This is a genomic window from Pelagibacterium xiamenense (genome assembly GCF_021166475.1).
Classification (GTDB): Bacteria; Pseudomonadota; Alphaproteobacteria; order Rhizobiales; family Devosiaceae; genus Pelagibacterium; species Pelagibacterium xiamenense.
Genome location: NZ_JAJOYS010000002.1, coordinates 870,820 through 896,357 on the forward strand (window position 1 = coordinate 870,820; position 25,538 = coordinate 896,357).

19 protein-coding genes are annotated in these 25,538 nt (G+C 58.6%); 7 read left to right on the forward strand and 12 right to left on the reverse strand.

Going from position 1 to position 25,538, the window contains the following annotated elements; genetic code table 11:
- Positions 1–3: 3 nt before the first annotated feature.
- The 3 genes from LSG43_RS12075 to LSG43_RS12085 form a co-directional block, all read right to left on the reverse strand.
- Positions 4–990, reverse strand: coding sequence for an ABC transporter permease (locus LSG43_RS12075; protein WP_231804426.1), 987 nt, complete (start codon positions 988–990; stop codon positions 4–6).
- Between the two features lie 81 nt (positions 991–1,071).
- Positions 1,072–3,180: a family 10 glycosylhydrolase gene (locus tag LSG43_RS12080; protein ID WP_231804428.1), complete on the reverse strand. Its 2,109-nt coding sequence runs from the start codon at positions 3,178–3,180 to the stop codon at positions 1,072–1,074.
- Between the two features lie 81 nt (positions 3,181–3,261).
- The gene (locus LSG43_RS12085) at positions 3,262–5,190 is read right to left on the reverse strand and encodes an ABC transporter substrate-binding protein (RefSeq protein WP_231804430.1); all 1,929 of its coding nucleotides are present in this window, start codon (positions 5,188–5,190) and stop codon (positions 3,262–3,264) included.
- 217 nt (positions 5,191–5,407) lie between these two features.
- Between LSG43_RS12085 and LSG43_RS12090 the strand changes: the two genes are divergently transcribed.
- Complete coding sequence (locus LSG43_RS12090; RefSeq protein WP_231804432.1) at positions 5,408–6,424, forward strand: LacI family DNA-binding transcriptional regulator; 1,017 nt, start codon at positions 5,408–5,410, stop codon at positions 6,422–6,424.
- Between the two features lie 219 nt (positions 6,425–6,643).
- Here the strand turns inward: LSG43_RS12090 and LSG43_RS12095 are convergent, their stop codons facing one another.
- A complete protein-coding gene (locus tag LSG43_RS12095) occupies positions 6,644–7,465 on the reverse strand; it encodes a helix-turn-helix domain-containing protein (RefSeq protein ID WP_231804434.1) in 822 nt (273 codons plus the stop codon).
- Positions 7,466–7,540: 75 nt separating this feature from the next.
- Between LSG43_RS12095 and LSG43_RS12100 the strand changes: the two genes are divergently transcribed.
- The 6 genes from LSG43_RS12100 to LSG43_RS12125 all read left to right on the forward strand — a co-directional run bounded on the left by LSG43_RS12100 (position 7,541) and on the right by LSG43_RS12125 (position 15,352).
- Positions 7,541–8,476 (forward strand): DUF6282 family protein, encoded by a 936-nt coding sequence (locus LSG43_RS12100; RefSeq protein ID WP_231804436.1) that lies wholly within the window; start codon positions 7,541–7,543, stop codon positions 8,474–8,476.
- 35 nt (positions 8,477–8,511) lie between these two features.
- On the forward strand, positions 8,512–9,663 hold the full coding sequence (locus tag LSG43_RS12105) for a TAXI family TRAP transporter solute-binding subunit (protein ID WP_231804438.1): 1,152 nt from the start codon (positions 8,512–8,514) through the stop codon (positions 9,661–9,663).
- Positions 9,664–9,690: 27 nt separating this feature from the next.
- Positions 9,691–11,679, forward strand: coding sequence for a TRAP transporter permease (locus tag LSG43_RS12110; protein ID WP_231804440.1), 1,989 nt, complete (start codon positions 9,691–9,693; stop codon positions 11,677–11,679).
- A gap of 28 nt (positions 11,680–11,707) precedes the next feature.
- Entirely contained in the window at positions 11,708–12,706 is a 999-nt protein-coding gene (locus tag LSG43_RS12115; protein ID WP_231804442.1) for a fumarylacetoacetate hydrolase family protein, read from the forward strand.
- A 2-nt stretch (positions 12,707–12,708) separates the two neighbouring features.
- The gene (locus tag LSG43_RS12120) at positions 12,709–13,710 is read left to right on the forward strand and encodes an NAD(P)H-quinone oxidoreductase (protein WP_231804444.1); all 1,002 of its coding nucleotides are present in this window, start codon (positions 12,709–12,711) and stop codon (positions 13,708–13,710) included.
- 580 nt (positions 13,711–14,290) lie between these two features.
- Positions 14,291–15,352 carry an MBL fold metallo-hydrolase gene (locus LSG43_RS12125; protein WP_231804445.1) on the forward strand — a complete coding sequence of 354 codons (1,062 nt, stop codon included), beginning with the start codon at positions 14,291–14,293 and terminating at the stop codon, positions 15,350–15,352.
- A 1,053-nt stretch (positions 15,353–16,405) separates the two neighbouring features.
- Here LSG43_RS12125 and LSG43_RS12130 read toward each other — a convergent pair.
- The 8 genes from LSG43_RS12130 to LSG43_RS12165 form a co-directional block, all read right to left on the reverse strand.
- Positions 16,406–17,557 (reverse strand): DSD1 family PLP-dependent enzyme, encoded by a 1,152-nt coding sequence (locus LSG43_RS12130; protein ID WP_231804447.1) that lies wholly within the window; start codon positions 17,555–17,557, stop codon positions 16,406–16,408.
- 168 nt (positions 17,558–17,725) lie between these two features.
- Positions 17,726–18,721, reverse strand: a complete 996-nt coding sequence (locus LSG43_RS12135; RefSeq protein ID WP_231804449.1) for an SIS domain-containing protein — start codon at positions 18,719–18,721, stop codon at positions 17,726–17,728.
- 27 nt (positions 18,722–18,748) lie between these two features.
- Positions 18,749–19,699, reverse strand: coding sequence for an N-acetylglucosamine kinase (locus LSG43_RS12140; protein WP_231804451.1), 951 nt, complete (start codon positions 19,697–19,699; stop codon positions 18,749–18,751).
- Positions 19,696–20,814 (reverse strand): ABC transporter ATP-binding protein, encoded by a 1,119-nt coding sequence (locus LSG43_RS12145; protein WP_231804453.1) that lies wholly within the window; start codon positions 20,812–20,814, stop codon positions 19,696–19,698. Before LSG43_RS12145 ends, LSG43_RS12140 begins: the two co-directional genes overlap by 4 nt.
- 12 nt (positions 20,815–20,826) lie before the next feature.
- A complete protein-coding gene (locus tag LSG43_RS12150; RefSeq protein ID WP_231804455.1) occupies positions 20,827–21,705 on the reverse strand; it encodes a carbohydrate ABC transporter permease in 879 nt (292 codons plus the stop codon).
- Positions 21,702–22,571, reverse strand: coding sequence for a carbohydrate ABC transporter permease (locus LSG43_RS12155; protein ID WP_231804457.1), 870 nt, complete (start codon positions 22,569–22,571; stop codon positions 21,702–21,704). The genes LSG43_RS12150 and LSG43_RS12155 overlap by 4 nt, the downstream gene beginning before the upstream one ends.
- Before the next feature lie 82 nt (positions 22,572–22,653).
- Positions 22,654–23,922 carry an ABC transporter substrate-binding protein gene (locus LSG43_RS12160; RefSeq protein WP_231804459.1) on the reverse strand — a complete coding sequence of 423 codons (1,269 nt, stop codon included), beginning with the start codon at positions 23,920–23,922 and terminating at the stop codon, positions 22,654–22,656.
- A 159-nt stretch (positions 23,923–24,081) separates the two neighbouring features.
- Positions 24,082–25,230 (reverse strand): ROK family transcriptional regulator, encoded by a 1,149-nt coding sequence (locus tag LSG43_RS12165; protein ID WP_231804461.1) that lies wholly within the window; start codon positions 25,228–25,230, stop codon positions 24,082–24,084.
- Positions 25,231–25,538 lie beyond the last annotated feature (308 nt).

Here is a 25,538-nt window from a genome sequence, read left to right on the forward strand (position 1 = left end):
CCATCACCGGAACCTGATACGCGGGTCGAGAAGCGCGAGGAGGATGTCGGAAATCAGCATGCCGACGAGCGTGAGGACGCCCATGAGCAAGATGAAGCTCCCCGCCAGATACATGTCCTGGGAGATCAGCGCGCGCAGCAGCAGAGGCCCGGCTGTCGGCAGATTCAGGACGATTGCGGTGATCGTGATGCCCGATACCAGTTCGGGCAGTACCCAGCCGATCGCGGAGACGACCGGATTGAGCGCGATCCGGACCGGATATTTGAGAATGACCTTGTGCTCGGGCAGTCCCTTGGCGCGTGCGGTGACGACATAGGGCTTGTGCAGTTCGTCAGTAAGGTTGGCGCGCAGGATGCGGATGAGCTTCGCCGTACCGGCGGTGCCGATCACGATGACCGGAATCCACAAATGCGCCAGAAGATCGAGCAATTTGCCCCAGCTCATCGGAGCGCCGGTATATTCGGGCGAATAGAGCCCGCCCACGCTTTGGCCCAGAAACCTGTAGGAGACATACATCAGTGTCAGCGCCAGAATGAAGTTGGGGATCGCAAGCCCGAGAAACCCGAAGAAGGTGAAAACGTGATCGCTGATCGAATGACGGCGGACGGCCGAATAGATGCCGATCGGAATCGAAACCGCCCAAACGAACAGGAGCGATGCGATGGAAAGAGAAAGCGTGGCGCCCATGCGGTCCCAGATCAGTTCCGAGACGGGCCGGTTCCACTCAAAGGAGTGACCGAAGTCGCCTCGCGTAACGATCCCCGTGATCCACTTCCAATATTGAACGTAGATAGGATCGTCGAATCCGTAGATCCGGCGCAAAAGCGCGATCTGGGCAGGGTCGACGTTCTGCCCGCTCTGGGTCATCGACGCGATCATCGAGGTCAGGTAGTCGCCCGGCGGCAACTGGATGATCAAAAAAGCGATCAGCGACATGCCGAACAGGGTCGGGATCATGTAGAGCAGCCGCTTGATGATGTATCGGATCATGGTCCGCCCTCCTCCGGCAGAGTCAGTCCGTATTGGTGGGCCGGTCCCGGCCGCGCCGGTCCCGATTTGACAAAGCCGGTGCTAGGCCCAGGTCAGATGAACGACCTCGAGCAGTTCGACCGAGGGCACGCGAACGCGCAGCACCGCGCCGACCCGTTCTGCATCGGCCTTCTCCCCAGAGACCAGCAAACGGGCGTTTACCCCGGCAATCCCATCGGGCAACCGCACGTTGACCGTTTGTGGCGCCGAGGGTTCGACGGACCGGATCGGCCCCTTCATCATCATTGGATTGGTGAGATTGAACAACACGACCGCCATACCGTTATCGCCGGTCCGGGCCGCCACGTCCATGACCCCAGGGCCCTCGACGCTGATCGCAGGCTCATCCCTTAACGTCCAGCGCACGAGATTGTCGATCAGGCGCCCGTGATCGGCTGCCAGCACCTGCCAGAACGTGGCGCCCAGGTTCCAGGGCACGTAGGCCGTGCGGCCGCCGGCGGCGTTTTCCGAAAGAATGACGGCCGGGGCGTGCGCGGCCTCGCGAGGATAGACTTCCTCCATGGGCAGATCGGGAAAATCAGGCACGAACAGGAAGGGCGTCTCTGCCTGTCCGGTCGCGGCGACATCGAGAAGCCGCGTGCCGCCGATGATGCGGCGGGCGCCCTCGTAGCCCGCGTTGACGGGATGGGCGTCGGTGAGCTCGACATAGGTGTTCTTGACCGGACCGCGCGCGTGTGCGCGTAGGGTAACGCCGAGCGCGTCCGCCAGACCGATTTCCGTGCGGCGCTTGCCGTCGGGGGTGCGGGTCGCGGTTTCCGAGGCCGCGATCAGACTACCGCCAGCAGCGACGTAGTCCGAAAGGACAGCGCATTGCGCGTCGGACAGGCAGACCGCGTTGGGCAGAACGACGACCTTGAACCTATTGAGCTTTTCAACCGTCATCGCCTCGTCCGAGATCATCTCGAACGGCAGGCCCGCCTCGACAAGCGCATGGTAAAAGCCAAGATCGTCGGCCTCGATGACGCGGCGCTCCTCGGGGGAGAACTGCTTGAGGGTCGTGCTCGGCTCGATCAGCGCGATTTCGGCGGTCGCCGTCATTGGGGCGAGCACCGGCTCGAGATCGGCATGGACGGCGAAGGCGTCGGCCACCGGTGCAATCCAGCGCTCGTCGGGCACAACGCCGTTGAATTTGGTGAACCAGGGCAACATGCCGTGTGCGGCGCCGTTCATCATCCAGGACTGGATTTCGGGCCCAGTGGTTACCGAATCCTTCCAGCGGTGCTCCTCTTCGGGACCGACCGAGGTAATCAAGATGGTGGGCCGCTCGGGGAACGTGGCGCGCATGCGCTTGGCGTTGCGCCCCGACATCCAAACGGGCTCTAGTCCGCGCCGCCCCTGATGGTCAACGACGAGGAACGGGCAGTGCTTTTCGATCAGCGCAAGGTCGAATTCCATGAGCGACGCGCCGCCCATATTGGGAATGAAGCTGGCATGGGGCTTGATCGCCTTGACCGCCTCGTCCCAGGAAATGACCATATTGGTCAACACCTTGCGCCGCCAGCCCTGCCAGGCCTGCCATGCAGGATCGTCCACCTCGGTGGTCGTGGGAAGCTCATGGCCGGTTTCGGCGCCGAAACGGCTCCGGCAGCTATCGCAATAGCAGATGCCGTGTCCCTGCCAGCGATTGGCAAAGACCGCGTCGATGTCGTAATCGCGGGTGATTTCCTTGACGACGTCGAGCATGAAGACGTTGTTGTAATCGCCATAGGCGCAGGTCACCCAGACGTCGGGATAGGCCCAGTGCCGGCGCGGATTGCCATCCTTGTCAACCGCGATCCATTCCGGGTGCGCATCGGCTGCGTCCTGATGGATGGCGTGCGGATCGACGCGGGCCATGACGTGCATGTCGAGAGCGCGGGCCCCCTCGACGAGCCGGCCGAACGGGTCGGTGTTCTCGATATACTTGCTCACATAGTGCAGCGGCACCTTGCTCGGGTAATAGGCGACGTACCCGCCTGCGCTCAAACAGACCGCGTTCGATTGCGTGCGCCGGAAAATGTCGATCCATTGCTCGGGATCGAACCGGATCGGGTCGTCTTCAGCGAGCGTCAATTGCGTCCAGCGCGTCGCGGACTTGTACCAGTCGCTCGTGCGCAATGTGGGTTTTGTGGTGGATTTCGTGTCGAGCATCGAACCGTCCGGTCAAGATGTGTTGGTGGGTGCGCCGGCCCCGCTGGGGCCGGCGCGGACGCGCCACAGGGAGGAGCGCTGTCAGGCTTTGAAGAACTGCTCGGGCATCGAAGGGGCCGGTGTGGGCCAGCCGAATGAGTTGGGCATGGTGTCCATGGTGTTGACCATGGCGTTCTTCACCACCCCGTAGCCATCGGGCAGATGGCACACCCCGAACACCAGGAACTGGTCGGCAGCGGTCTCCAGAATTTCGCGCATGATCGCGGTCTGCCGCTCCTGATCGCCGGTTTGCAGGAGCGTCTTGTAACGCTCCTGGAGCGCCTTGACGTCCTCGGGCGGCTCGATGGCATCGGGATTGTTCGGATCCGAGAAATAGAGTGCCCAGCCCGGCGCATAGAGCGAGTTCGACGTGTGCGGCACGAAATAACGGGCGTCGAGCATCGCCGCGATGCCGCTGTTGGCGCCGAATTGGTGCGCCGTGGCATCGAACTCGCGGCCGTTGCGGACGCGCGTTTCCCAGAGCGAACGGTCCATGGTGCGAATCTGCACGTCGAGGCCAACCCGTTGGAACATGGGCACAGCGAGCTGGAACATATCGATGAAGGTCGGACGCGCCTGATCGATCTCGAAAATGATCGTCAGTCGGTCGCCGTTCTCATCGAGACGATAGCCTTCACCGTCCTTCACGGGCAGCAACTCGTCCAAAAGAGCGGCGGCCCGGTCCGGATCGTATTCGATGTGCTGTTTCGCCAACCTCTCGACATAGAGCGGGTCGCTTTCGATGATCGAGGGTTGTGCCGGTGTGGACTGACCGACAAAGACCGAGTCGATCAGCGCCTGACGGTCAATTGCGATCGACATGGCCTCGCGGAAACTGCGGGTGTTGAACAGCTCGTTCTTGAACGGGTCGGTGTGGTTGAGATTGAGCTGGAAGACCATGGCATTGGCGGCGGTTTCTTTGAGCGTGTAGAACTCGTAATTGCCGCTTTCGCGCCCGTCGAACAGCACCGGTCTGTTGGTCGGCGTGGCGATGTACTGGTCCATCATGTCGATCTCGCCCTGCAGCGTCTTGAGCAGCAGAACTTCCGGATCGGCAACCATCTGATAGACGATCCGGTCGAAATAGGGCAGCTGGGTGCCTTCGGTATCGATCTTGAAATAGTAGGGATTGCGGACCGAAACGACCCGCTCTGTGCTCTCGCCTGGGGCGATGTCGAACATCCACGCGGTCAGCGTCGGTCGGTTACCGTTCTGGAAATAGGTATTGTCTTCGGCAAGTCCGGATTCATTCTGGAATAGCGCGATCCAGCTTTCCATGCCGCGTTCGCGGGCGAGTGCGTCGGCATCGGGGTTGTATTTGGCGTGGAACTGGCTGAGGTAATGCTTGGGCGCACGCACAGTCTGATCCTGGTTGGCCCAGGCGAGCTGCTGAACGAAGAAGCCGTTCGGCTCGGCAAAAGTCACCTTGAATGTCGTCTCGTCGACGACCTCAAGCTGGCCGACCTCCCCGCCGGAATACCAGAAGGCCTGCGTGCCCATGGCGACGTTTTCGTCGAGGAAGATGTCCTCGTACCAGAACTGGATATCGGCGGTGGTAAACGGCTCGCCATCGGACCACTTCATACCCTTGCGCAGGTGGAAGGTGTATTCGGTCGCGTCGTCGTTGACCTCGTAGCTCTCGGCCACGTTCGGGGTCACGCCCGACCAGTCGGGGGTAAAACGCACGAGCGGCTCATAGGCCTGGTAGCGGAACATCATGGACAACGAGCCGCCGCCCACCAGCGCGTGGTTCCAGTCGCCGCCCTGCTGTCCGGGACGTTCGCGGGGCGTCACCACCAGCGGGTTTTCCGGCAGGCGCTCGTTGATGGGTGGCAGATCACCGGCCTCGACAGCCTCGCGCAGCGATTCACTCTCAACAGGCGTCGCGGACTGCCCCAGGGCAACGGGGGCCATCAGGCTTCCAGCCAGCGCCGTGCTGCCGAGCAGAAACATTCTACGATCAAGTTGCATTTTTATCCTCCTCCGAGTGCGCTAGAAAACTCTCCAAATTTTCTGCGTTTGTTATTGCTATTTTCGGTATTTTGTTATGTAAAGCGTTATGTTTTGTTATCGAAGAACGACGGGTTGGATCGGGACCCAGGCGATCGTTCCCTGATGGATTCCCGCTCCCTGTTGCATGCAGTTAGGAGCGCAGTTAGTTGAAGGGTTCACATTTGGGACAAACCGAATGCCAAAAATAACGCTACAAACGCTCGCCGAGGAAACAGGGCTTTCGAAATTCGCGGTGTCGCGCGCCCTGGCGGGCAAGAGCGGCGTCAGCGACGCGACACGGGCACGCGTGCTCGAGGCCGCCGACAGGCTCGGCTACAACCGCACCACCCGCAAGGACATCAAACCGATCGGCCTCGTCTTTGACGATACCGACGTCATCAACAGCGAATTGCACCTTCAGATACAGAGCGGAACGCAGCGCGAGGCAGACAGGCAGGGATATCCCGTGCGTGTCCAATGGACACACTTCGCCGAGGAACTTGCTGTCTTCGCGTCCCGCTGTTCGGGCCTGCTGCTGGTGGGCCCACACCGCAAGGAGAGCCTCGCGCGGGCCTACGCGACCGGCGTTCCGATCGTCAGGCTGGGTTGGGTGGACCCGCTCGAGCAGGTCGACAGGGTCGCAGGCACAGACCATGACGCCGGCGTCGCGGTGGCGGACTATCTTTACAATCTGGGACACCGCACAATCATCTACGTGCAGGGCATTCCCGGCTATCGCGGTCGCCTCGAGCGCCTGCACGGCCTGCGCGAAGGACTAGAGGACAAGCCGGACGCGTCAGTCATCAACCTCGATTGGGAGGAAGGTGACAGCTTCAAGAATGTGCTGCGCCGCCGTTTTCCCGAGGGCTTTGACGCCACAGCGTTCTTCTGTTCCCACGACGGATTGGCCGTGACCGTAGTGTCAGAGTTGCTTTCGTGGGGGTATCGGATACCCGAGGACATTTCGGTGATCGGGTTTGGTGATCACGCCGCAGCCAAACAGATCTTGCCGCAGCTGACAACGGTACGCACCCCGGGTTACGAAATCGGCGTCGCCGCGGTGCGCCTGATTCTCGACCGGCTGCAGCAAACCGACGGCGCGGTCTTTCCGATGCGTATACAGATCCCGTGCACACTGGTCGAACGTGATTCGGTGGCGCCCTGCCCCACTGCAAAACGAAGCCGCACGGGGCGGCCACGGGCCCGCACTTAATCTCGGCATCCTAGCCGCAAGATCGAATTGGCTTCACGCCATCGAACTTCGGCTTGCGGGATACGGTGATAGTCCGAAGGATTTAGCATTCTCGAACGCGCAGCCTTTCGGGTTCTGGCCAACAAACGGAGAGAGTCGACATTCGGCGTCCATAAGCCGCTCTTGGCAGCGGCGAAGCCGAGGTTGCCATCTCTCCATCGAAGACCGTTGCAGAAGCGATTAAGACTGTAGGGATAAGCGGCCCAGTTCTGACGTGATCTCGCGCGATGAGGTCTGCAAACCCTCAAGGTAGCGGTCCACGGCCTCCGCCCGGTTGCGAAACGCGGATGTGAAATAGGTCAGCCCCAGACTGGCGGCGACACGGCCCTGCTCGTTGAATACCGGCACAGCCAGCGTATTTGAATTACTAGGTTCAACATGTGCCGCACGCTCTGCAAAGCCCTGCTTCCGGACGCGCTTGATCAACGACCAAAGCCTGTCTGGATCCCGCGCCAGTTCATTCTCAGCGTCAGGGCTGTGCGAAAGCATTTCGATGGTCAGTTCGATCTGCTCGTCAGGCGCAAACGCAAGGTAGGCCAGACCCAACCCCCGGTAAAAAAGCCCCAGACGCATATTGACCGTCTTGTGGAACGGCGACATCGCGCTATCGGGCACGGTCGAAAACCGGACCACAACGGCGTCGGTATCGAATATGGCAATCGCGATCGGCCATTGATGCGCGCGCGTTAGGGCAACCGCCCAGGCCCGTCCCGCTTCAACCACCAGCGGGTCCTTATGATACCCCGAACTCAACGAGTCGACCAACGCCGTCACTTGGTAGCCGCCCTGGCGCGGGTCATTGTCGACATAGCCCGCTTGCTCGAGCGTTGATAAGATCCGCACAAGAGTGGACTTTGCCAGGCCCGTCCGCGCATGCAGGTGCGCGATGGAGGATACCGGCTGCAGATTGAGCTCTTGCAGCACGCGAAACGCCCTTTCCACCGACCGTACTGACATCCCATCCACCTTCTTGCCGTTCCATCTGGCGGAACGATAACGCATTTGCTTTGCCTCTTCTGCCCCTCTTCGGAGACATTGCCTCGAAAATTCGCCCACCCTCAGGGAGAGACGAGCACAATGACCAAGACTTCATTTCGGGACGAAGCGCGAGAGATCATGGCGGGCGCGGACGAAGCGCTCGTGGATGAGTTGATGCAGGGCGCGGTCGACCTCCACGTCCACTCCGGCCCCTCGACAATGCCTCGCCAGCTCGATCACTTCCAGGCTGTCGAGCAAGCCGCTCAAGCCGGCATGCGGGCCGTGCTTTTCAAAGATCACCACTATTCAGTCGCGCCCTTCATCCCCATCATGGACCGCGTGCTCGGTCACCATGGGGTCAAAATGTTTGGCGGGCTTGTGCTCAACAACGCCCCGGGCGGACTGAACCCCTATGCGGTCGACTTCAACGTGAAATCGGGTGCGAAGCTGATCTGGATGCCTACCGCCCATGCGGCCAACCACATTCGCAACACCCACCGCAAAGCCCGTCTTGCGAGCACTGTGCAGCTTAAAAAGCCCTACGGCATCACCGTCGTCGATGCCAACGGACAGCTCCTCGACGTGGTCAAGGAAATTCTCGACATCATCGCAGAGCACGACGTTATCCTGTCGTCGGGACACTTGCACATTGCCGAGGTCTGGCCACTCTTTGATGAGGCCAAGCGTCGCGGCGTCGGAAAATTGCTGGTCAACCACCCCTCGTATGGCCTCCATTGCACCTATGACGACATGGCGGAGCTCGCCGGGATGGGCGCTGTACTCGAACAGTCCGCATGCCTCTATGTCGATTCCCGCTTCAACGTTTACCCGCCCCAGGAACTCAAGCGCCAGATCGATGCCGCAGGGGTCGATAACTCCTCGATCGGCTCGGATCTGGGCCAGGTCGACAACCCCAGCCCCGTCGAAGGCATGCGGCAGGCCATAAAGCTTTGCCTCGGACTGGGATATTCGCCCGACGAAATCAGAAAACTTGTCGGCACCAACTCCGCCCGTCTTCTCGGGCTCGATCAATAGGCCCGTGCGGCCCATACTCAGGGAGGATCAATCCAATGACAAATTACCTTCGCTCAACTCTTCTTGCCACGACACTTGCTTTTGCAGGCGTCTCCGGTGCCGCCGCCCAGGACGGCGATATCAATCTGCCCAACACGCTGGCCTGGAGCGCATTCGACGTCGGAAGCTCGGGCTATAACCAGGCCGTCGCCATCGGCCAGGCCTTGCAGAACGCATACGGCATCTCGCTGCGGGTCATTCCTGCGGGCAACGACGTTTCAAGGCTGGCTCCGGTGCGCAACAACCGCATCCCCTTCGCCGCGGCCGGCAACGACGTGTTTTTTGCAGCCGAGGGCGTCTCTGCGTTCGCGACACCTGAATGGGGGCCCCAGCCGCTGCGCATGCTCTCGAGCGCGTCCGCAGACAATTGCCTGGCACTCGGAACGGCCGGAGAAGCCGGCATCCAGTCCATGGACGACATCGCAGGAAAGCGCATCGCCTGGGTTCTGGGTGCCCCCGCGCTGCAGACAAATATCCGGGCCTTCCTTGCCTTCGCCGGTCTGACAGTCGATGACGTGACTCTCGTTGAGATGCCCGGCTACGGCCAGGCATGGCAGGCGCTGATCGACGGCCAGGTCGACGCCACCACGGGCCTCACGACCGGTGGCATCGTTGAACAGGCCGCAGCATCCCCCAGGGGCCTGCACTGGGTCGACATGCCCTTCGACAACGAGGAAGGCTGGGAAAGGCTCAAGGAGGTCGCTCCCCATCTTGCACAGCGCGAAGGAACCGTGGGCGCCACCTTGTCGCCGATGAACCCCCTGCACTGTATGGCGGCCCCCTACCCGGTTCTGGTGACGTATGAGAACCAGGATGACGAACTGGTTTACAATATGACCAAGGCGGTTGATCAGCAGGTCCAGGCGTTCGCCAACGCCGAGCCAACCGCAGCCGGGTGGATCGCCGAGCGCCAGTTGTTCACATGGGTTCTGCCGTTCGATGACGATGCCATTCGCTACTGGAGTGAACGGGGCATCTGGACGGACGAGATGCAGGCGCACAACGACCAGCTGGTCGAACGCCAGTCGGTTCTCGCTGAGGCCTGGGAAGGTCTGACGGATCTTTCCCCGGAAGGGTTTGAAGAGCGCTGGATGGACGCGCGTGCAGCGGCGCTTACTGAAGCCGGCATGCCGGTCTATTTCGAGTAAGGGTAATTACCGGTCAGGAGACCCAGAATGCAGGTTGAACAACACGCTCACGAGCAAGAGGTGAAGGACAAACGGCTCGGGGGATTCCCGCTGTGGATCACCCGCGCCTTTACCGTCGCCATTCTCGTTCTGGCGGTCAACCAAATCTTTAACCTGGGCTTCCTGGCCGGATTTACACTGCTCGAAAACCGTTACCTTTACGCGATCCTGGCGTTCGCGCTCCCACTGATATTTATTTACTACCGCGCCAATCCCAACTCCCGGGCCGAGACGGTTCCGCTTTATGACTGGGCGCTCTCGGCCATCGCTTTCGCCACCTGCGGCTATTTCTTTGCCAATGGGCTCAATATCGTCATGCGGGGTTGGGAGATGGCCCCGCCCGATCAGGCGGTCTGGGTTTCGGGTGTTTTGTGGGTCCTCGTCGTGGAGGCTGGCCGTCGCGCTGGCGGAACTGTTCTGGCCGCCATCGTCGGCATCCTTTCGCTTTACCCGATCTTTGCGGGCTCCCTACCCGGGCCTATTTCCGCCTTTCCCGCCCCGCTTGATCTCACAGCCGCATACCACGCCATGAGTTCAGAGAGCATTTTGGGTGTGGCGTTCCGCTCGTTTGCCAACCTTATCGTGGGCTTTATCATCTTTGGCGCCGCCCTCCAGCACACCGGTGCGGGCAAATTCTTTATCGACCTGGCGTTCGCGCTGCTCGGCCATGTTCGGGGCGGCCCGGCCAAGGTGGCAATCTTTTCGAGCGGATTGATGGGCTCGATGAGCGGGAGCGTCGTGACCAATGTCCTGACCACCGGCCCGATGACCATCGCAGCCATGAAACGCACAGGCATGAAGGGCACCTTTGCCGCCGGGGTGGAAACCGCGGCCTCAACCGGAGGGGTGTTGATGCCGCCGGTCATGGGGGCCACGGCCTTTGTCATGGCCAACCTGCTTGGTGTTCCTTATGCCGATATCGCTCTGGCCGCCATCATTCCATCGGTCCTGTTCTTTTTCGGCCTGTTCATACAGATCGATGCCCGCGCGGCCAAGGAAGAGCTCAAAGGGCTGCCGCGCGCCGAACTGCCAAAGCTCGGCGAAACGCTGCGAGAAGGCTGGTACTACCTGTTCGCTTTCGGGCTCCTGATCTTCATGCTGCTGGTGCTCAAGCGTGAGACGATCGCGCCGTTTTTTGCCGCCCCGGCGCTGATCATCATCAATCAGCTCGCCTCGCGCAAACATCGGTGGGGATGGGCCGAATTCGGTGCCTTTATCGACAGCCTTGGCCGCTTGTTCGCCAATCTCATTGGCATTCTCGCCGCGGTGGGACTGATCATCGGCGCCCTCTCGGTGACCGGGCTTGCAGGCACCCTCGTCAACGATCTCCTGCGGATCGCCGGGGGCTCCTCCATCCTGCTCCTGATCATGGGCGCCATCACCAGCCTCATCCTGGGGGTCGGGATGACCTCGACCGCCGCCTATATCTTTCTGGCCATCCTGCTTGCCCCGGCGCTCATTTCCTCGGGGCTCAACGCCATCGCGGCGCATATGTTCATCTTTTACTGGGGGATGCTCTCCTTCATCACCCCTCCAGTTGCCCTGGGCGCCTTCGCAGCGGCCTCTGTGGCACGCACGCCGCCGATGCGCACCGGCTTTGAGGCAATGAAGCTCGGCAGCGTGATCTATTTCATCCCGTTCTTTTTCGTCTTCCAGCCCGCCCTCGTCCTCCAGGGCACGCCGTTGGAAGCCGTCGTCGCGCTTGGCTTGGCGGCGGCCGGGATCCTGATCTTTGCCGGCGCCATGCAGGGATACCTTTTAATGGTGGGGCCGCTGTTTACCGACAAGAGCTACAGCTGGCCGTTGCGCCTCGTGCTGATCGCCGGAGCCCTAATCATGGCCGTGCCCGCTGACGCCATCCCCGGATGGACTGATTTTGCCCTCACCGTGCTGGCGCTGGTCTTTATCGCACCGGTCATCCTGCTCGCACTGGCGCAAAACCACTTCTGGCCGGCCAACAAAGCCCAAACCAATTAGCGTCTTTTAAGAACCTCGGAGTGTCGAAATGAAACTGGGTACCATTCTCCAGAACAATAAAGCTGTGCTTGTTGCCGAGCGTGACGGCAAAGCCGTGCCCGTGGTCCAGGCCTACAAGGTGGCGGGGCTCGAGGACGCCCCCTGCACATTCAACGACCTCGTCGAAGCCGGCAAGGACGAGCTCGCGCGTCTTACGACCGCCGTCCGTCAGGCCCCTTTGGACATCGCGCTCGAACTCGAGCACCTGAACTGGCTGCCGCCCCAGCCCCGCCCCAGCAAGGTCATTGGGGTGGCGTTCAACAATATGGGCATTCGCAAATCCGCCCATAAGGACCCGGGCGTGCCGAACTTCTTTTTCAAAGCGCCCTCCTGTTTGACCGGGCACAACCAGCCCATCGTCATGGAAAAGCACTACGGGGAAACCATACCCGAGCTCGAACTGGGCGGCGTCATCGGCAAACGGTGCAAGCACATCTCGGTGCAGGAGGCCAAAGAGGCCATTTTTGGCTACACCATCATCAATGACGTCACGTCCCATGGGCTCAAGTTCGGCATGGACTCCATTGCCACCACACGTGAGCCGCACCTCCTGCGATCCCACCATCTGGCCTGGCGCAACCGCAAGGGTGAGGACGATAACGACGTCTATTTCGTCTATCACGCGCGCTCGAAAGCCAGCGATACGTTCGGACCAATGGGCCCCTGGATTACCACCGCCGATGAGATTGCCGATCCCAATAGTTTGGACGTCAAGGGTTGGCTCGACGGCAAGCCGTTCGCCGTCGACAACACATCGAGCTACCGCTTCAAGATTGAAGAAGTGGTGGCCGAGGCCAGCCGCTACTTCACGCTCGAGCCGGGTGATGTCATCTGTTTTGGAACCTCTGCCAAGGGCGTGGGCGAGTTCCCCAACGGTCATCGCAACGTCAATCTCCACCAGCGCGACGGGACCATTACAATTGAAATCGAAGGCCTGGGGTCGCTCGCCAACCCCATTCAGCGTAGTTGGGCCAAACAGGACGTTTAAAGATGGCGCAAACAATGCAAGTGGTCGAAGTCCGCGAACCCGGAGGACCTGACGTCCTCTATTTTGGTACGCGCAACGTACCGGTACCCAACGCCCACGACGTGCTGATCGAAGTCAAAGCGGCCGGCGTGAACCGACCCGATATTCAACAGCGGCGTGGGCTCTATCCGCCTCCGCCAGGGGCCTCGGATCTGCTGGGACTCGATGTCGCCGGTATCGTCGTCGAGGTGGGCGACGCGGTAACCGGGATCGCCGTCGGGGACAAGGTGTGCGCCCTCACAAATGGCGGCGGCTATGCCCAGTATTGCGCCGTTCCCGCACCCCAGGTCATGCCTATCCCCGAGGGGTTCGACTTCGTTCAGGCAGCGTCGCTGCCCGAAGCGTTCTTCACGGCCTGGAACAACGTGGTCTGGCTCGGACGGCTGGGACACGGCGAAAAACTGCTCATTCAAGGCGGAACGAGCGGTGTGGGGCTGGCGGCCACCCAGATTGCCCATCAGTTGTTTAACGCCAGAGTGGTGGCGACCGCGAGCACCCCGCAAAAGCGAGCTGTGTGTCGCGAACTTGGCGCCGAAGCTGCCTTCGACTACAAGCTGGAGGACTGGGACGCGCAGATCGGTCAGTATATCGGTCCGGATGGTTTTGACGTCATCTTGGATGGTCAGGCCGGTCCCTACACCCAAAAACAGCTCGACCTCCTTGGCTTTGATGGTCGTTTGGTACTCATCGCCAGCCATCTGGGGCCACAATCCGAGGTAAACGTGCGCGCGCTTGTCCGGCGACGTCTGACACTCACCGGCTCGACGCTTCGGCCCCGCGATGCTGCCTATAAGGGCGCGTTGGCATCAGAGTTGGTCGAAAAGGTCTGGCCGTCGCTGACAAGCGGAGCCATCAAAAGCGTCATCTTTGATGTGCTGCCCTTTTCCGAGATTTCCCGAGCGCACCAATTACTCGATGCCAACCAACAAATTGGCAAGGTTGTCCTGAATTTGGACGAGCTTTGACACAACGGCGTTGGCACTTCGTCGGTTAAAACTTACCTCGCAGCTAAAAAAGAGATTAGCCTACGAATACGGCCACGGCTCGTACAACGATTGCGGCAGGCTCCGCCTGGTTCAGACCGCAAGCACTGGGTACTGAGCCTACCTTCCCGGCAACGAAACCGCCTTTGTCAGGCGCAATTCAAATCACGATCGAGCGCACACGTCCTACCGGCATTATGCGTGGGCTTCGTGATCAACCGGATTGCAGGGTCTCATTGCGTGTTGCGAGGGAAGCGTATTGCCGAGAGTGGCTGAACGCCCCGGTTGCGGCGGCTGCATTGTCAGGAAGCAGCAACCAGCGAAGTGAAGCAGGTATCAACGCTTTGATACCCCATAACCTCGCCGTGAGCCGATACATCTCGAATTGGACACCTTCTGACCAGTTGCACCAAACTTCGATGGCAGCAGGGCAATTTTGAATTGTCCTCGAGGGGTTCCTGCCAACGATAATCGATCCGACACCTCGAACTACACGTGGCCAGGCTAAAGCGGCCCAGGCGGCCCTGGCGGTGTCGATTGTGTCATCATTGAACGCAACGCATTGGATGGCGGCGACAGCCGCTTTGCATTTGCAAGCGTACATAAGTCAATGAAGGAGGAGACTTTAGTGACAAAACCTCGAATGCCCATCCCAGGCCCCAAAGCGACCATTCGCAGTCTTGGCATCGTAGCGATGCTGACCCTTTCTAGTGCCCTCGCCGCTCAAGAGGCGGAGCCGGCCGTCAGCAACGAGCTCATCGTAACTTTGCTCGGAACGGGCACACCCGGAGCCGATCCGTCGCGATATGGCTATTCAAACCTAGTGCAGGCCGGCGAAATCACGTTGTTGATCGACGCTGGCCGAGGGGCGCCAGTGCGTATCAATCAGATGGGTCTCAGAGTGGGCAGCATAGACGGTGTCTTTCTTACCCATTTCCATTCCGATCACATTAACGGACTCGGCGACGTTTTCATGACCGGATACCTCACAGGCCCTATCGGCGGTCGGGAAGAGCCGATGCGGCTCATCGGGCCTCGAGGGACCGTTAGGATCGCCGAAGGCTTGGAAACGGCCTACCGCGTCGATGCTGAGATAAGAATTGACGATGAAGGTGTGCCCGAAGATGCAACCTTCATAAGCGCGCACGAGGCCCAATCTGGTGTCGTGTTTGACCAGGACGGTGTGACCGTAACCGCGTTTGAGACGCACCATGGAGAGGCCATCAAACCGAGTGTCGGTTATAGGATAGACTATGCAGGAAAGTCAGTCGGCTTTTCGGGCGATGTGGCTAATGATGCTGGCATCATAGAACACTTGCAAGGGGTCGATCTTTTGGTTCATTCGGTTGCAACAGCACCAACCGAGATGCTGGATTTGCCTTTCGTAAAACGGGTCCTTAGCCATCATATTAGCCCGCAGGATGCAGGGCGAACCTTTGCGCAAACTCAGCCAAACATGGCTGTATATTCTCACGTCGGTCGCCTTGGAGACGGCGAGGTCCGAATGACCGACCTTGTAGAGGCAACCCGCCAAACCTATGGTGGTCCGCTCACCGTGGGTGAAGACCTGATGCAGTTCCGCATCGGGGACGATGGCCTTGCCATTGTATCTGCACGAGACTGATGATCCAAAAAGGGTGCCGCTATCGAGCGTTGAGAATAACGATCGCATCGCCAGCGGCTCTTCAGCGAACATTGCGGGTGGCGGCAATAGCGCCACCCGCAATCTGGTGAAACAGGGCAGGAAACCCCAATCTTGTGGTTGATCACGCGGTCGGGGGCGTCCTCTATTGGGAGCGCGCTGCAGTCATCGGATGACCGATATGGGAGCGCAAAGCGGCCGTTAACTCGAGAAAATCTGCGCTGGTTCAAGGTCGAGCATTAAGCACGACGGCTCTGCGGCACAGACCCGTTCTGGATTGGCGACGACAATTATTTTAGCTGAAATTGGTTGCGGGGCTCGCAGCCGTCATTATCAGCAGGGAAGTTTCCAGACCGTGGCACGACGAACCAGTTTGATCCACTTGGCTTTCGCCGACGCACAAATCCAATGTCGTGTTTGGGGCCGGTTGCAGACTGTCTGTTGTTGGCGAGGAAGCGGAGCAAGCCGAATTTGGGCATTCGAGCCCTGAGTGGGAGCATGAGATCCTTTATCGATTACTGCAAAGTAAGCGAGGCCGGAAAAACGAAAACGCTCACTTCGCGAGCCATGATCGTCCTGCACTCATTTGACAAGGGCATGTTGCACCCTTCCAGGACTGGGGCTCTGTTTGTGACGCGCTCCAACGTAACGAGCTTTTGAGATATTTGTCGCAGCCACCACGCGAGTACCCAGAGTAAAGGAGGATATTACGGACCCCTCCACCGACTCTTGCGAACCTCACCCGGATCTGAATTGCGTGGAAAAAACTGAAAATGCGCATTTGGCTCAACAAGAGCGCAAGCAAGATCGTCGCCAATGTCAGTGATAGCGGGCTGGTTATAAATCCCTGCAGCATAATTTCAGGATCCTCACGGGCGCTTCCTGTCGCCGCTGCTGCAAAGATACGGAATTACCACGCGCGTGGATCGATCCCCACGCATTTCAGCCTTTGCGGCGCGCTCGATGTGTCTGACGTTCGCAGAATTTTCAGGGTTCTGTCTGGATTGGAGGCCGTCCATCGTTGCCATGTGATCGTTAGATTGACTTGCCGCGCGCCGAGACTGGCCAAAGCGTCTCGACGACCCCGTTGCGGACGCAGACATACCAATCGTGCAAATTGCAGGTCGGGTCGCAGTGGCCAGGAATGAGACGCAGACGCTGATTGCATTTCAAGGTGTTATCGGGATCTGCAATCATGAGGTGCTCGTCATTGCAGCTGAGCACATCAAGAGTTTCCTGTCCCCAAACCTTTGGCAGGCCTGAATCGAGCGACTGGGATTTCAGTCCCGCATCACAAACGGCCCTGCCCGCCCCCACAACGCTCATGACCGAAGTCAGCACAAACAATGCATGACGAAAGTTTGTTGAGGATCGGCCATCTTCATCCTCGATAGCACCGTAGGAAGCGTCCATGAACGCGTAAGAGCCCGCCTGCACTTCATTATAGACGCCCGTCGCCGCTTCAAATTGTGCTGTGCCGGTCCCGGCTCCTGCAATGATGTCGCATGAAAGCCCTCTCGCCTGTAGTCCCAAACATGCTGCCTTCACTGTTTCGACAGCTAGCGCAATCGCAGCGTGGCGCTCGGCGTATTTGATCAAATGTTGGGCTGGGCCATGATAGGCTTGGATACCGGCAAAGTGCAGGCCCGGCGTCGCGGCAATCGCACAGCCCAGATCGATCGCATTGCAAGATGTCTTGACCCCACATCGCCCCGTGCCCACGTCGATTTCAGCAAGAGCTTCGATGATGACATCATGGTTTTGCGCCGATCGCGACAGTGCATCGAGATTGGCAAAATCATCGACACACACCAAAATGCGAGCGCGTCTTGCCAATTTGGCCAAGCGGTCTATGCGGGCCGGATCGGTGACCTCGTTGGAGATCATGACATCGGTGAACCCAGCGCGCACAAACACTTCCGCTTCGCTGACTTTCTGACAACAAATCCCTACTGCGTTGCCTTTTTCGATCTGGTATTTGGCCACATCGACGGACCTATGCATTTTGGCGTGGGCACGATGACGGACAGAATGTGACGCACAAAGTGAGCGCATGCGTTCCACATTGTCCTCGAAAGCATCAAGATCAATGATCAAAGCTGGAGTGAGGATGTCGCTCTCAGCCATCCCCGGGAACGCGGGGACATCAAAGCCCAGCTCAAGCGTGGTAAGATCGGGAGCGATCATGGCCTGGGTACCCCCTTGATAGAGCGATGGACATGGCATACTTGGCGCCATGTCGCGTTACGTGTGCGCTACCGACACGTCTGGCGGCGTTGGCCCTGCCAACCTTGTACTGGCAGTTGAAACTGCTACCTTTGAAATTGCGCTCAATCTCAGCGACGCAGCGATCCGTCAGGCCGCTGCGGGCACTTTGGTGTCGCTCATGCGATAGCGAAACTTTACATCGGTCAAGCCAAGATCATCGGACAATTGAGCAGCAAAGAGTTGCGGGGCCAAGATGTCGATGATGCCCTGGGCCAATCTGTTGTCCCAGTTGGGCACCTTGATGACCGTCAGATTCTGGCCATCAGCAATACCATCGGACGTCGTGATCAAAAGACAGGGGCAACCAATCTTGTCGACCTGTTGGGCGAGTTGGATCTCGCGGCCATTGCCCACAATCAAAACGCCTGTTGTTTCGTCCATAGCTTCAAGCGGACCGTGCAGATAGTGGCGTGTGTCATAGGCAGAAGCTGGGATACGCGCGGCTTCGCGAATGAGGAGCGAAGCACCATCAGCTGTGCCGAGCGCGGACCCTGCACCGACACAATCAATGGCCCGACGGCCCTTAAACAGTTTGCCCAACCGTTCCATCTTGGCCGCTGCGGTCGCAAGGACATCGCCAACCGAGGTGGCAAGCTGCGCCCAATCGGTGTTCTCACCCGTGAGCTTGTCCAACACCATGCCTGTTGCCAAGAGTGTCGCGCTATAGCCGGTGCTTGATGGCGTTGCGTCACTGCCATTGTTGAGGCGAAGATGAAGGTTTGCCGCCTTGGCAAGCGGGCTTTCAGAATCGCTTGTTATCGCCAGGCGCGAGGCCGATGGCAGGCGCTCGAAGGCCTCTACGGTTTCAACGCTGCGCCCTCGATGCGACAGCCCAATCAGGGCATCGGCAAGATCATGGCCCGCGCTCATATCGCAAGACCGGATTGCAAAGGCTCGACGACCACGATCCTGGAGCTGGCCGGCTGCCACGACCGCGGCAGCATAGCTCGCTCCGATCCCAGTGATGCCGATGAGAGGTTGGTCGAGGCTGGAGACATCGAGCCCTTCGAGTTCCTCGCTTGCTGCGGCGTGGGTGTCTGTAAGAGCTTGGGGTTGGCGTGCTATTGTTGAACGATAACTCACAGGCGTCTTCCTTTTTGGGTCAGTTTTTTAATTGGTCTGAACACGTGCGGCGGTCGCAGTCGGCTCTTCGATGAGAAACTGCGCCAATACGCATGCACCCTCGACGGGCTTTCCTTTGAACAGGTGTGGAGTGAGCGCAGGGCCGGCCAGATTTTGCGTGGCCTTTTCAAACGCGGTCCAAAGAAGTGGTTGAGAGGCAATCACGCTTCCTCCGGCAACCACGTGCCTTCCAACAGCGCCGCGTGCGACCAGCCTTTGGACCAGATCCGCCAGCGCCATACCGCCTTCCTTGATCACTTGCTGGGCAAGCTCGGATCCAGCTTGGGCAGCGTCGAAAACCGTGCGGGCATGACTGCCAATTGCAGCGGCTGTTCCCAAATTGGTAAGCGTGCTGCCAATGCGCGGCACCCCAGGGATGTCCATGGCCTTAAACAGGCCCTGGCACAGAGGCTCGTCCATGCTGCCACCAAGATCGAGATGGAGGGCGATCGCCTTGGCTGCCTCCCTCACCAGTCCCGCAGCGCTGCCTTCATCGCCAATGGCCCAGCCCCAGCCGCCCGCAACGAGCATTTCACCTGAGGCTTCCCGGCATACGGCGATTGAACCGGTCCCGGCGACAACGCCGATCTGGTTTTTAAATCCCAAGGCAAGTGGCATCAGTTCGGCGTCATTGACCACTTCAACGGGGGTTTTCGTTCGGGCCGAAAGTTCTTGCTGAAACGCCAAACATTCCAAAGCATCGTCGCATCCGTGAGCGCCAATTCCGATGGCATCGACCACGGAACCCTCAGCCAATTGGTCGACCATTTTCAAAAGGGATTCAGCGTCTTCTGAGATATGGCGTTTGCGCCAGGACGGGGATGAATAGATCTCTTCCCGTGCATGTTCGCCCTGTGTGATTTTAAGGTGAGTCTTGGTGCCGCCGATATCGATGCCAACGATCAACGGCGTTCTGTCAGGTCTGGAGGTGCTCGTCATTGTGTCGGCAGGCTCCGGCTTCGAAGGCGGGCCCCGTCCGGTCCAAACAGCATGGCGTAAGACAAGTCGGCAGCCGCCCGGATTCGGCTTTGTCCCGAGTAGGTCTTGCGGTCAGCCCGAACGATAATGCGCGAGGTTTCCGACACGTCGACATGAACATAGGTCACATCGCCTAGTTGCTCGACAAAGACCACATCGCCTTCCAAGAGCAGCTCTTGTTCCAAGGCTTGCTCGTCGTCCTTGAGAATGCGTAGGTGCTGGGGACGAAGGCCCAGTTCCATCTCATCGCTGTCGGTATCGAGGCCATCAAAAGCCAGTTTGGTTAGCCGGTCGCTGCCCTCAAGGGAGAGCCCAATGGTATCGCCCCCAACGGCTTTGACCGAGACCGGCAGGAAGTTGATGCGCGGCGAGCCCACAAATCCGGCGACAAAGCGGTTGTCGGGATCATCGTAAAGCGTAAGCGGATGACCGGCTTGCTGAATATGGCCACCATTCATCACCACCATCTTGTCGGCCAGGGTCATCGCCTCGACCTGGTCGTGGGTGACGTAGATCATCGTGGTCTTCAGCCGCTTGTGAAGATCGATCAACTCTGTGCGCATCTGAACGCGCAGTTCGGCGTCAAGATTGGAAAGCGGTTCGTCAAAGAGAAAAACCTTGGGCTCGCGCACAATCGCACGACCGATGGCGACACGCTGCTTTTGGCCGCCCGAGAGCTGCCCAGGTTTGCGCTCCATCAGGCTTTCAAGGCGCAGGATGGAGGCGGCGCTTTCGACGCGCTGGCGAATAAACGCCTTGGCGCGGTGCGCCATGCGCAAGCCAAATGAAATGTTGCCGAAAACGCTCATATGAGGATAGAGCGCGTAGGACTGGAACACCATTGCCGTGCCCCGATCGGCAGGTTCAACCTCGTTCATCACCTCGCCGTCGATCTTGATTTCACCCGAAGTCGGTGTCTCAAGTCCGGTGATCATGCGCAAAAGGGTTGATTTACCGCATCCTGAGGGTCCCACGAACACGACGAACTCGCCCTCTTTGATGGACAGATTGACGTCTTTGAGGACATTGACCGGACCAAACGATTTGGAAATCGAAGCAATTTCAAGAAATGTCATGGTCTCTCACTTTCAGCCCTTCGTTCCAGACATCGCGACGCCTTCCACGATCTTGCGCTGGAAGATCAGGAAAAATACCAAGGGCGGAATCGCGGCGAGGAGATTGGCAGTCATTACGATATCGACGGTGTGATGGGAGAGGGGTGAATTGAACAGCCCCACAACCTGGCCAACCGTGTACATCTGAGGATCAGATGAGATGATGAGGGGCCACATGTAGTTCCCCCATGTCTGGATAAAGGTCAGGATCGCCAATGTGATCAGGGCGTTCTTGGACAAGGGGATGACCACGTGCCAGTAGATCTGGAAGTGGCCAGCGCCATCAAGCCGTGCCGCCTCAATCATGTCCCTGGGGATCGAGCGCATGAATTGGACGAGCAAAAACAAACCGAACGCTGACGAAAGGCCGGGCACGACAAGGCCCTGCATCGTATTGAGCCACCCCAATTGTGCCGTGAGCAGATAGGTTGGAATGATGGTGACAGCGGTCGGCACCATCAGTGACAACATCACGATGGCAAAGAAGGTGCGTTTGCCCGGAAATTCGAACAAGGCGAACTCGAACGCCGCCATTGAGCCGAAAATCAAAACTCCGGTGATGGTCAGAAGCGCATAGAGCAGCGAGATCAGATAGGCGCGAAAATATTCGGTTTCGGTCAGCACCATGCTGATCTTTGCCCAGCCATCGCCCAATGAGGTCGGATAAAGGCGCGGATTGATCGATACCGGTTCACCGGGCACGGAAAACACCACATTGATCATCCACCAGATGGGCAGAATGGCAATCAGGGCCACCAGGAACGCCGCGATCCATTTTGCAACCAGCCAGATCGAGACGGCCCGGACTTTACGCGGTGTGGTGACGGCAGTGGCTGAAACGGAAATTTTCATTGGCGGCTCAACCTTGAACGGATGGCAAACATGACAAGTGTGATGAGGACAATCACGATGGTGAGCATGAACCCGTAGGCTGCAGCCTGGCCAAAGCTTACCGATCCAAAGGCGCGCCCCATCATGTCCATGACCGGAAACAACAGCGCATTGCGGCGTCCGCCATAGCTTATGAAAGACGACCCTGTGAGCAGCCATGGCGTATCGAAAACCTGCATTGCCGAGATGACGCCATAAGTGAGCACAAAAAACAGCACCGGCCCCAACATCGGGATCGTGACAAAGAGCGTTTGCTGGAGCTTGCTTGCGCCATCGAGGCGCGCAGCTTCATAGAGCTCTTTTGGAATGTTTTTCAGCCCGGCAAGTATGATCACCATGTTGAACCCCGCCGATACCCAGATATCGACCGCGATCAGGGCATAGATCATCGTACTGGTGTCGTTGAGGAAATTGACCGACGGGATGCCAAACCACCCCAGAACCATGTTGAGCAGCCCTAGGTTCGGAGCGTAGATCCAACGCCAGATTGTTGCCGCGAGAAATGCTGGCAGGGCGACGGGCAGAAAATAGGCGCTGCGGAAGAAATTGGCCCAACGGCCCGTGAAACTGTCAACGAGCAGTGCGAGCAAAAAAGCTGTCGTTATGCCCAATGGGACGGTCAGGGAAATATAGACAAGCAGATTGCTTGCTGCACGGCCGAAGTCGCGAGAATCCCAGATTTCAAAGTAATTGGCAAAGCCAACAAAGTCCCCGAGTGAGACTGCGTTCCATTCAAAGAAGCTATAAACCAGCCCGCTGAGAATGGGATAAAGAAAGAATGCACCAAACAAGATCAAAAACGGCGCAATCATCAGATAGTGCGGCAAGTGTCGTCGCATCAAAATATCGACCCCGAACCCAAATAAGGGGCGTAGCCGGAAAATCCGGCCACGCAGTTTTGCAAGAGCGCTAGTCAGCCAAACAGTCGTTGAGCTCGGCGATCATCTCTTCGGCACCCTCTCGAGGAGAGAACTCGCCATCAGCTGTGGCCGCGGAATAATCGACCACGATTGCGTTGTGGCAATTGGGAACGGCCTCAACGAAATAGGGAGGCTGAACGTCCATGGCGTATTTCACCGACTCCACCGAGCGTTCGATCAGCGGCAGGGACGCGACCTCAGGATCGGCCATTGCTGCAGCGTTGGAGTTGTAGCGCGAGAGCAAGGACGCCCAGCGTGCCATTTGGTTCTCGCCGGCAACATAGGCGGCAAATTCCCAGGCGATATCTTCGTTCTCGCCCGGCGCGACACCGATGAACTCATAGTTCTGGATGCCGCCGTGCTTGCCTTCTTCAATTCCCGGCATGAGAACGAAATCGTAGTTGAGGTTCCCCGCTTCAGCGGCCTGCTCATATGTGGGATTGGCCCAAGGGCCGATCGTGTGGAAAGCAAGCTGGCCGGAGATGAACAGGTCACGGGTGGACTGGTCATTGCGGCTTGTGCCCGAGTTGATCTCGGACAGATCAACAAACATTTCGAGCACTTGGGCCATGACATCGGGATCAATTCTGGTGGTCCGCGTGTCCCAATCGATCCCCCAGGTCGAATTGTCTCCAACCATGCCGTACATTTCTGCCACGGAATTAAAGATTAGTGTCTGGTCAGGGATCGCAAAATAGCCGGCATCGCTAACCGCCTGCATCTGTTCGAGCCATTCGGCCCAAGTGGCGGGAGGGGTAGAGGTATCTACGCCGGAAGCTTCGAGCACATCGAGATTTCTAAACAGCAAAGTGCCATAGCCGGTGTATGGCAGACAATAGAGCTCGGTTTCAGAGGCCATGCACCGCTCGACAGCAGCCGGGTCGAACTGCGCTCTGTATTCCTCTGGCATGGCCATCCACTTGTCGTAAAGATTGGCCAATGCGCCAACGTCAACAAGTGTTGATCCCATCGCAAGCCCGTTCATAAAGACGTCCGGCAAAGTCCCGCTTGCTGCACCGGCAATCTGGCCTGCCGTGAGATCATCGTCACCGCGTCCGCTCATTTGTATCGTTACATCGGGATGCTCGGAGATAAATTCTGCGATGAACTCTTCTTGCAAGGCGCCGGCTTCGCCTTGGCCAAAGTCGGAATAGACCCAATAGTCCAGCGACTGCGCGCTCGAAGGAGCGGTGAGTGCGACGACCGCAACAGCACTAATGCCCCCCAAAATTGTTCGCCTAACCTTTGTGCTCGTCATACGTACCTCCTTTGAATTGATGTTCCCATCATGTGCCGGATCAGCCGGCCCCTCATATTCGTGCCTTATGGCGCCAAACATTAGGCAACTTAACAAACAAACTATGCGTGTCAATAGGAGTGGCACGCTGGAGGCGCGAGCAGGTGCGCTGAGAAGCGTTCAGGCGGCGAGAATTGAGGAAAGGGCGTCCTCGATTGCCAAGCTCTCAATGCCAAGCACAGTGGCATCAGAGGCCAGCGAGCTGCATACGATCTTGGCAGGATAGGCAAGCCGGTCTGCTTCCTTTTGAACGCCAGGCAAGAGCTGTGGAGAGGCACCCAGGCCGCCACCCAGAACGACCAGACCGGGATCGATTACGCTGATACAGGTCGCAACCAGTCGTCCAATATCGGTTGCATGTTGTTCTACAAAGCCGGCAGCGACTTTCTCCCCTGATGCGGCAAGGCTTAAAAGTTCAGCGGTATCTGCTGGAGGCGCACCTGCGTGGGATGGCCACTCGGTGCGAACCCTTCCAAGGAACGCTTCGGCGCCCATATAGCGCTCGATTGCCCCTGGTTCTGGCGCAACTCCCGGAGCAAAAGGGTAGGTCAGATGGCCGATTTCACCTGCAGACCCATTCCGGCCGCGCACCAGTTGGTTTGAGACCACTATGCCCAGGCCGATCTTGAGCCCGATTTGAATGAAGGCAAAAGTGTCATACCCTTTTGCACAGCCGTGAATTTGCTCTGCAACCGCTGCGCAATTGACGTTGTTTTCCATAACAACGCGGACACCGGGAGGCGGGGCAAAATGGGAAAAAATCTGGTTCTGCCCTGTGGAGCCGACATCGCCGTCTTTGCCCACAACACGCGATGGCAGCGCGATACCAAGAGAGCGAAGCGGGCCCCATTCGGGTCGGGTTTCTCTTATGGCCTCGGCGACTTCATCGGCAACGGCCAAACTAATTTCGGCGCTCAGCTGTTGCTGACTGGAGGCCAACTTGTAAACACGGCTGTGCAACAAACGTCGATCGAGCGTGGATAGCCGAAGCCGGATGTGGGTTGACCCCGCGTCGATAGCGAGAACATGCCCTGCTCCTGGGCCGACCCGATACTTTGAGGCCTTGCGACCGACCGCACCTTGGACTTCACCCACCAGCTCGACGAGCTTTTGCTTTTCGAGCTCGGCGATTGCAGCAGACATTGTTGGTCGTGACAAGCCAAGCTCGGCACCTAGAACCGGCCGCGTGGAGGGCGCACTTTTTGCAAGAGCACGGAAAACTGACTTCGCACTACCGGTCAGAGGATTAGGCAACACACTTCGACCCATGCTTGTGCAATTCCCATTTGTTTGACCAGATAACTATTCCCAGCCAAGGCAGGCTGTAAGGTGGTTGAAATAACGCATCCATCGAGGGAATGCCAGACCTGCCAAGGTTGCTCTTCAAATGCCCGTTGTGTTCCTCGAATTGAACTTGTCACTGATCGGTCCGAGCCCCGCTTCCGACGCTTTTCGGTCCTGTTGTGGCACACCAGTGGCGCCGTCTCCATCGGCACAAGAAACACCGCAAGATGCACGAGCTCACCTTGAGCCGGAGGTGTGCGGGGGAGGCACCCCGATCATGCCGGTCGTGCGAT

What these genes read in the sequence shown, in the direction of transcription:
- LSG43_RS12115 (WP_231804442.1), top strand. Translation starts at nt 11,708, where the DNA reads ATGAAACTGGGTACCATTCTCCAGAACAATAAAGCTGTGCTTGTTGCC.
- LSG43_RS12090 (WP_231804432.1), top strand. Translation starts at nt 5,408, where the DNA reads ATGCCAAAAATAACGCTACAAACGCTCGCCGAGGAAACAGGGCTTTCG.
- LSG43_RS12165 (WP_231804461.1), bottom strand. Translation starts at nt 25,230, where the DNA reads ATGGGTCGAAGTGTGTTGCCTAATCCTCTGACCGGTAGTGCGAAGTCA.
- LSG43_RS12140 (WP_231804451.1), bottom strand. Translation starts at nt 19,699, where the DNA reads ATGACGAGCACCTCCAGACCTGACAGAACGCCGTTGATCGTTGGCATC.
- LSG43_RS12150 (WP_231804455.1), bottom strand. Translation starts at nt 21,705, where the DNA reads ATGAAAATTTCCGTTTCAGCCACTGCCGTCACCACACCGCGTAAAGTC.
- LSG43_RS12130 (WP_231804447.1), bottom strand. Translation starts at nt 17,557, where the DNA reads ATGATCGCTCCCGATCTTACCACGCTTGAGCTGGGCTTTGATGTCCCC.
- LSG43_RS12085 (WP_231804430.1), bottom strand. Translation starts at nt 5,190, where the DNA reads ATGCAACTTGATCGTAGAATGTTTCTGCTCGGCAGCACGGCGCTGGCT.
- LSG43_RS12080 (WP_231804428.1), bottom strand. Translation starts at nt 3,180, where the DNA reads ATGCTCGACACGAAATCCACCACAAAACCCACATTGCGCACGAGCGAC.
- LSG43_RS12100 (WP_231804436.1), top strand. Translation starts at nt 7,541, where the DNA reads ATGACCAAGACTTCATTTCGGGACGAAGCGCGAGAGATCATGGCGGGC.
- LSG43_RS12110 (WP_231804440.1), top strand. Translation starts at nt 9,691, where the DNA reads ATGCAGGTTGAACAACACGCTCACGAGCAAGAGGTGAAGGACAAACGG.
- LSG43_RS12075 (WP_231804426.1), bottom strand. Translation starts at nt 990, where the DNA reads ATGATCCGATACATCATCAAGCGGCTGCTCTACATGATCCCGACCCTG.
- LSG43_RS12105 (WP_231804438.1), top strand. Translation starts at nt 8,512, where the DNA reads ATGACAAATTACCTTCGCTCAACTCTTCTTGCCACGACACTTGCTTTT.
- LSG43_RS12095 (WP_231804434.1), bottom strand. Translation starts at nt 7,465, where the DNA reads ATGCGTTATCGTTCCGCCAGATGGAACGGCAAGAAGGTGGATGGGATG.
- LSG43_RS12145 (WP_231804453.1), bottom strand. Translation starts at nt 20,814, where the DNA reads ATGACATTTCTTGAAATTGCTTCGATTTCCAAATCGTTTGGTCCGGTC.
- LSG43_RS12160 (WP_231804459.1), bottom strand. Translation starts at nt 23,922, where the DNA reads ATGACGAGCACAAAGGTTAGGCGAACAATTTTGGGGGGCATTAGTGCT.
- LSG43_RS12120 (WP_231804444.1), top strand. Translation starts at nt 12,709, where the DNA reads ATGGCGCAAACAATGCAAGTGGTCGAAGTCCGCGAACCCGGAGGACCT.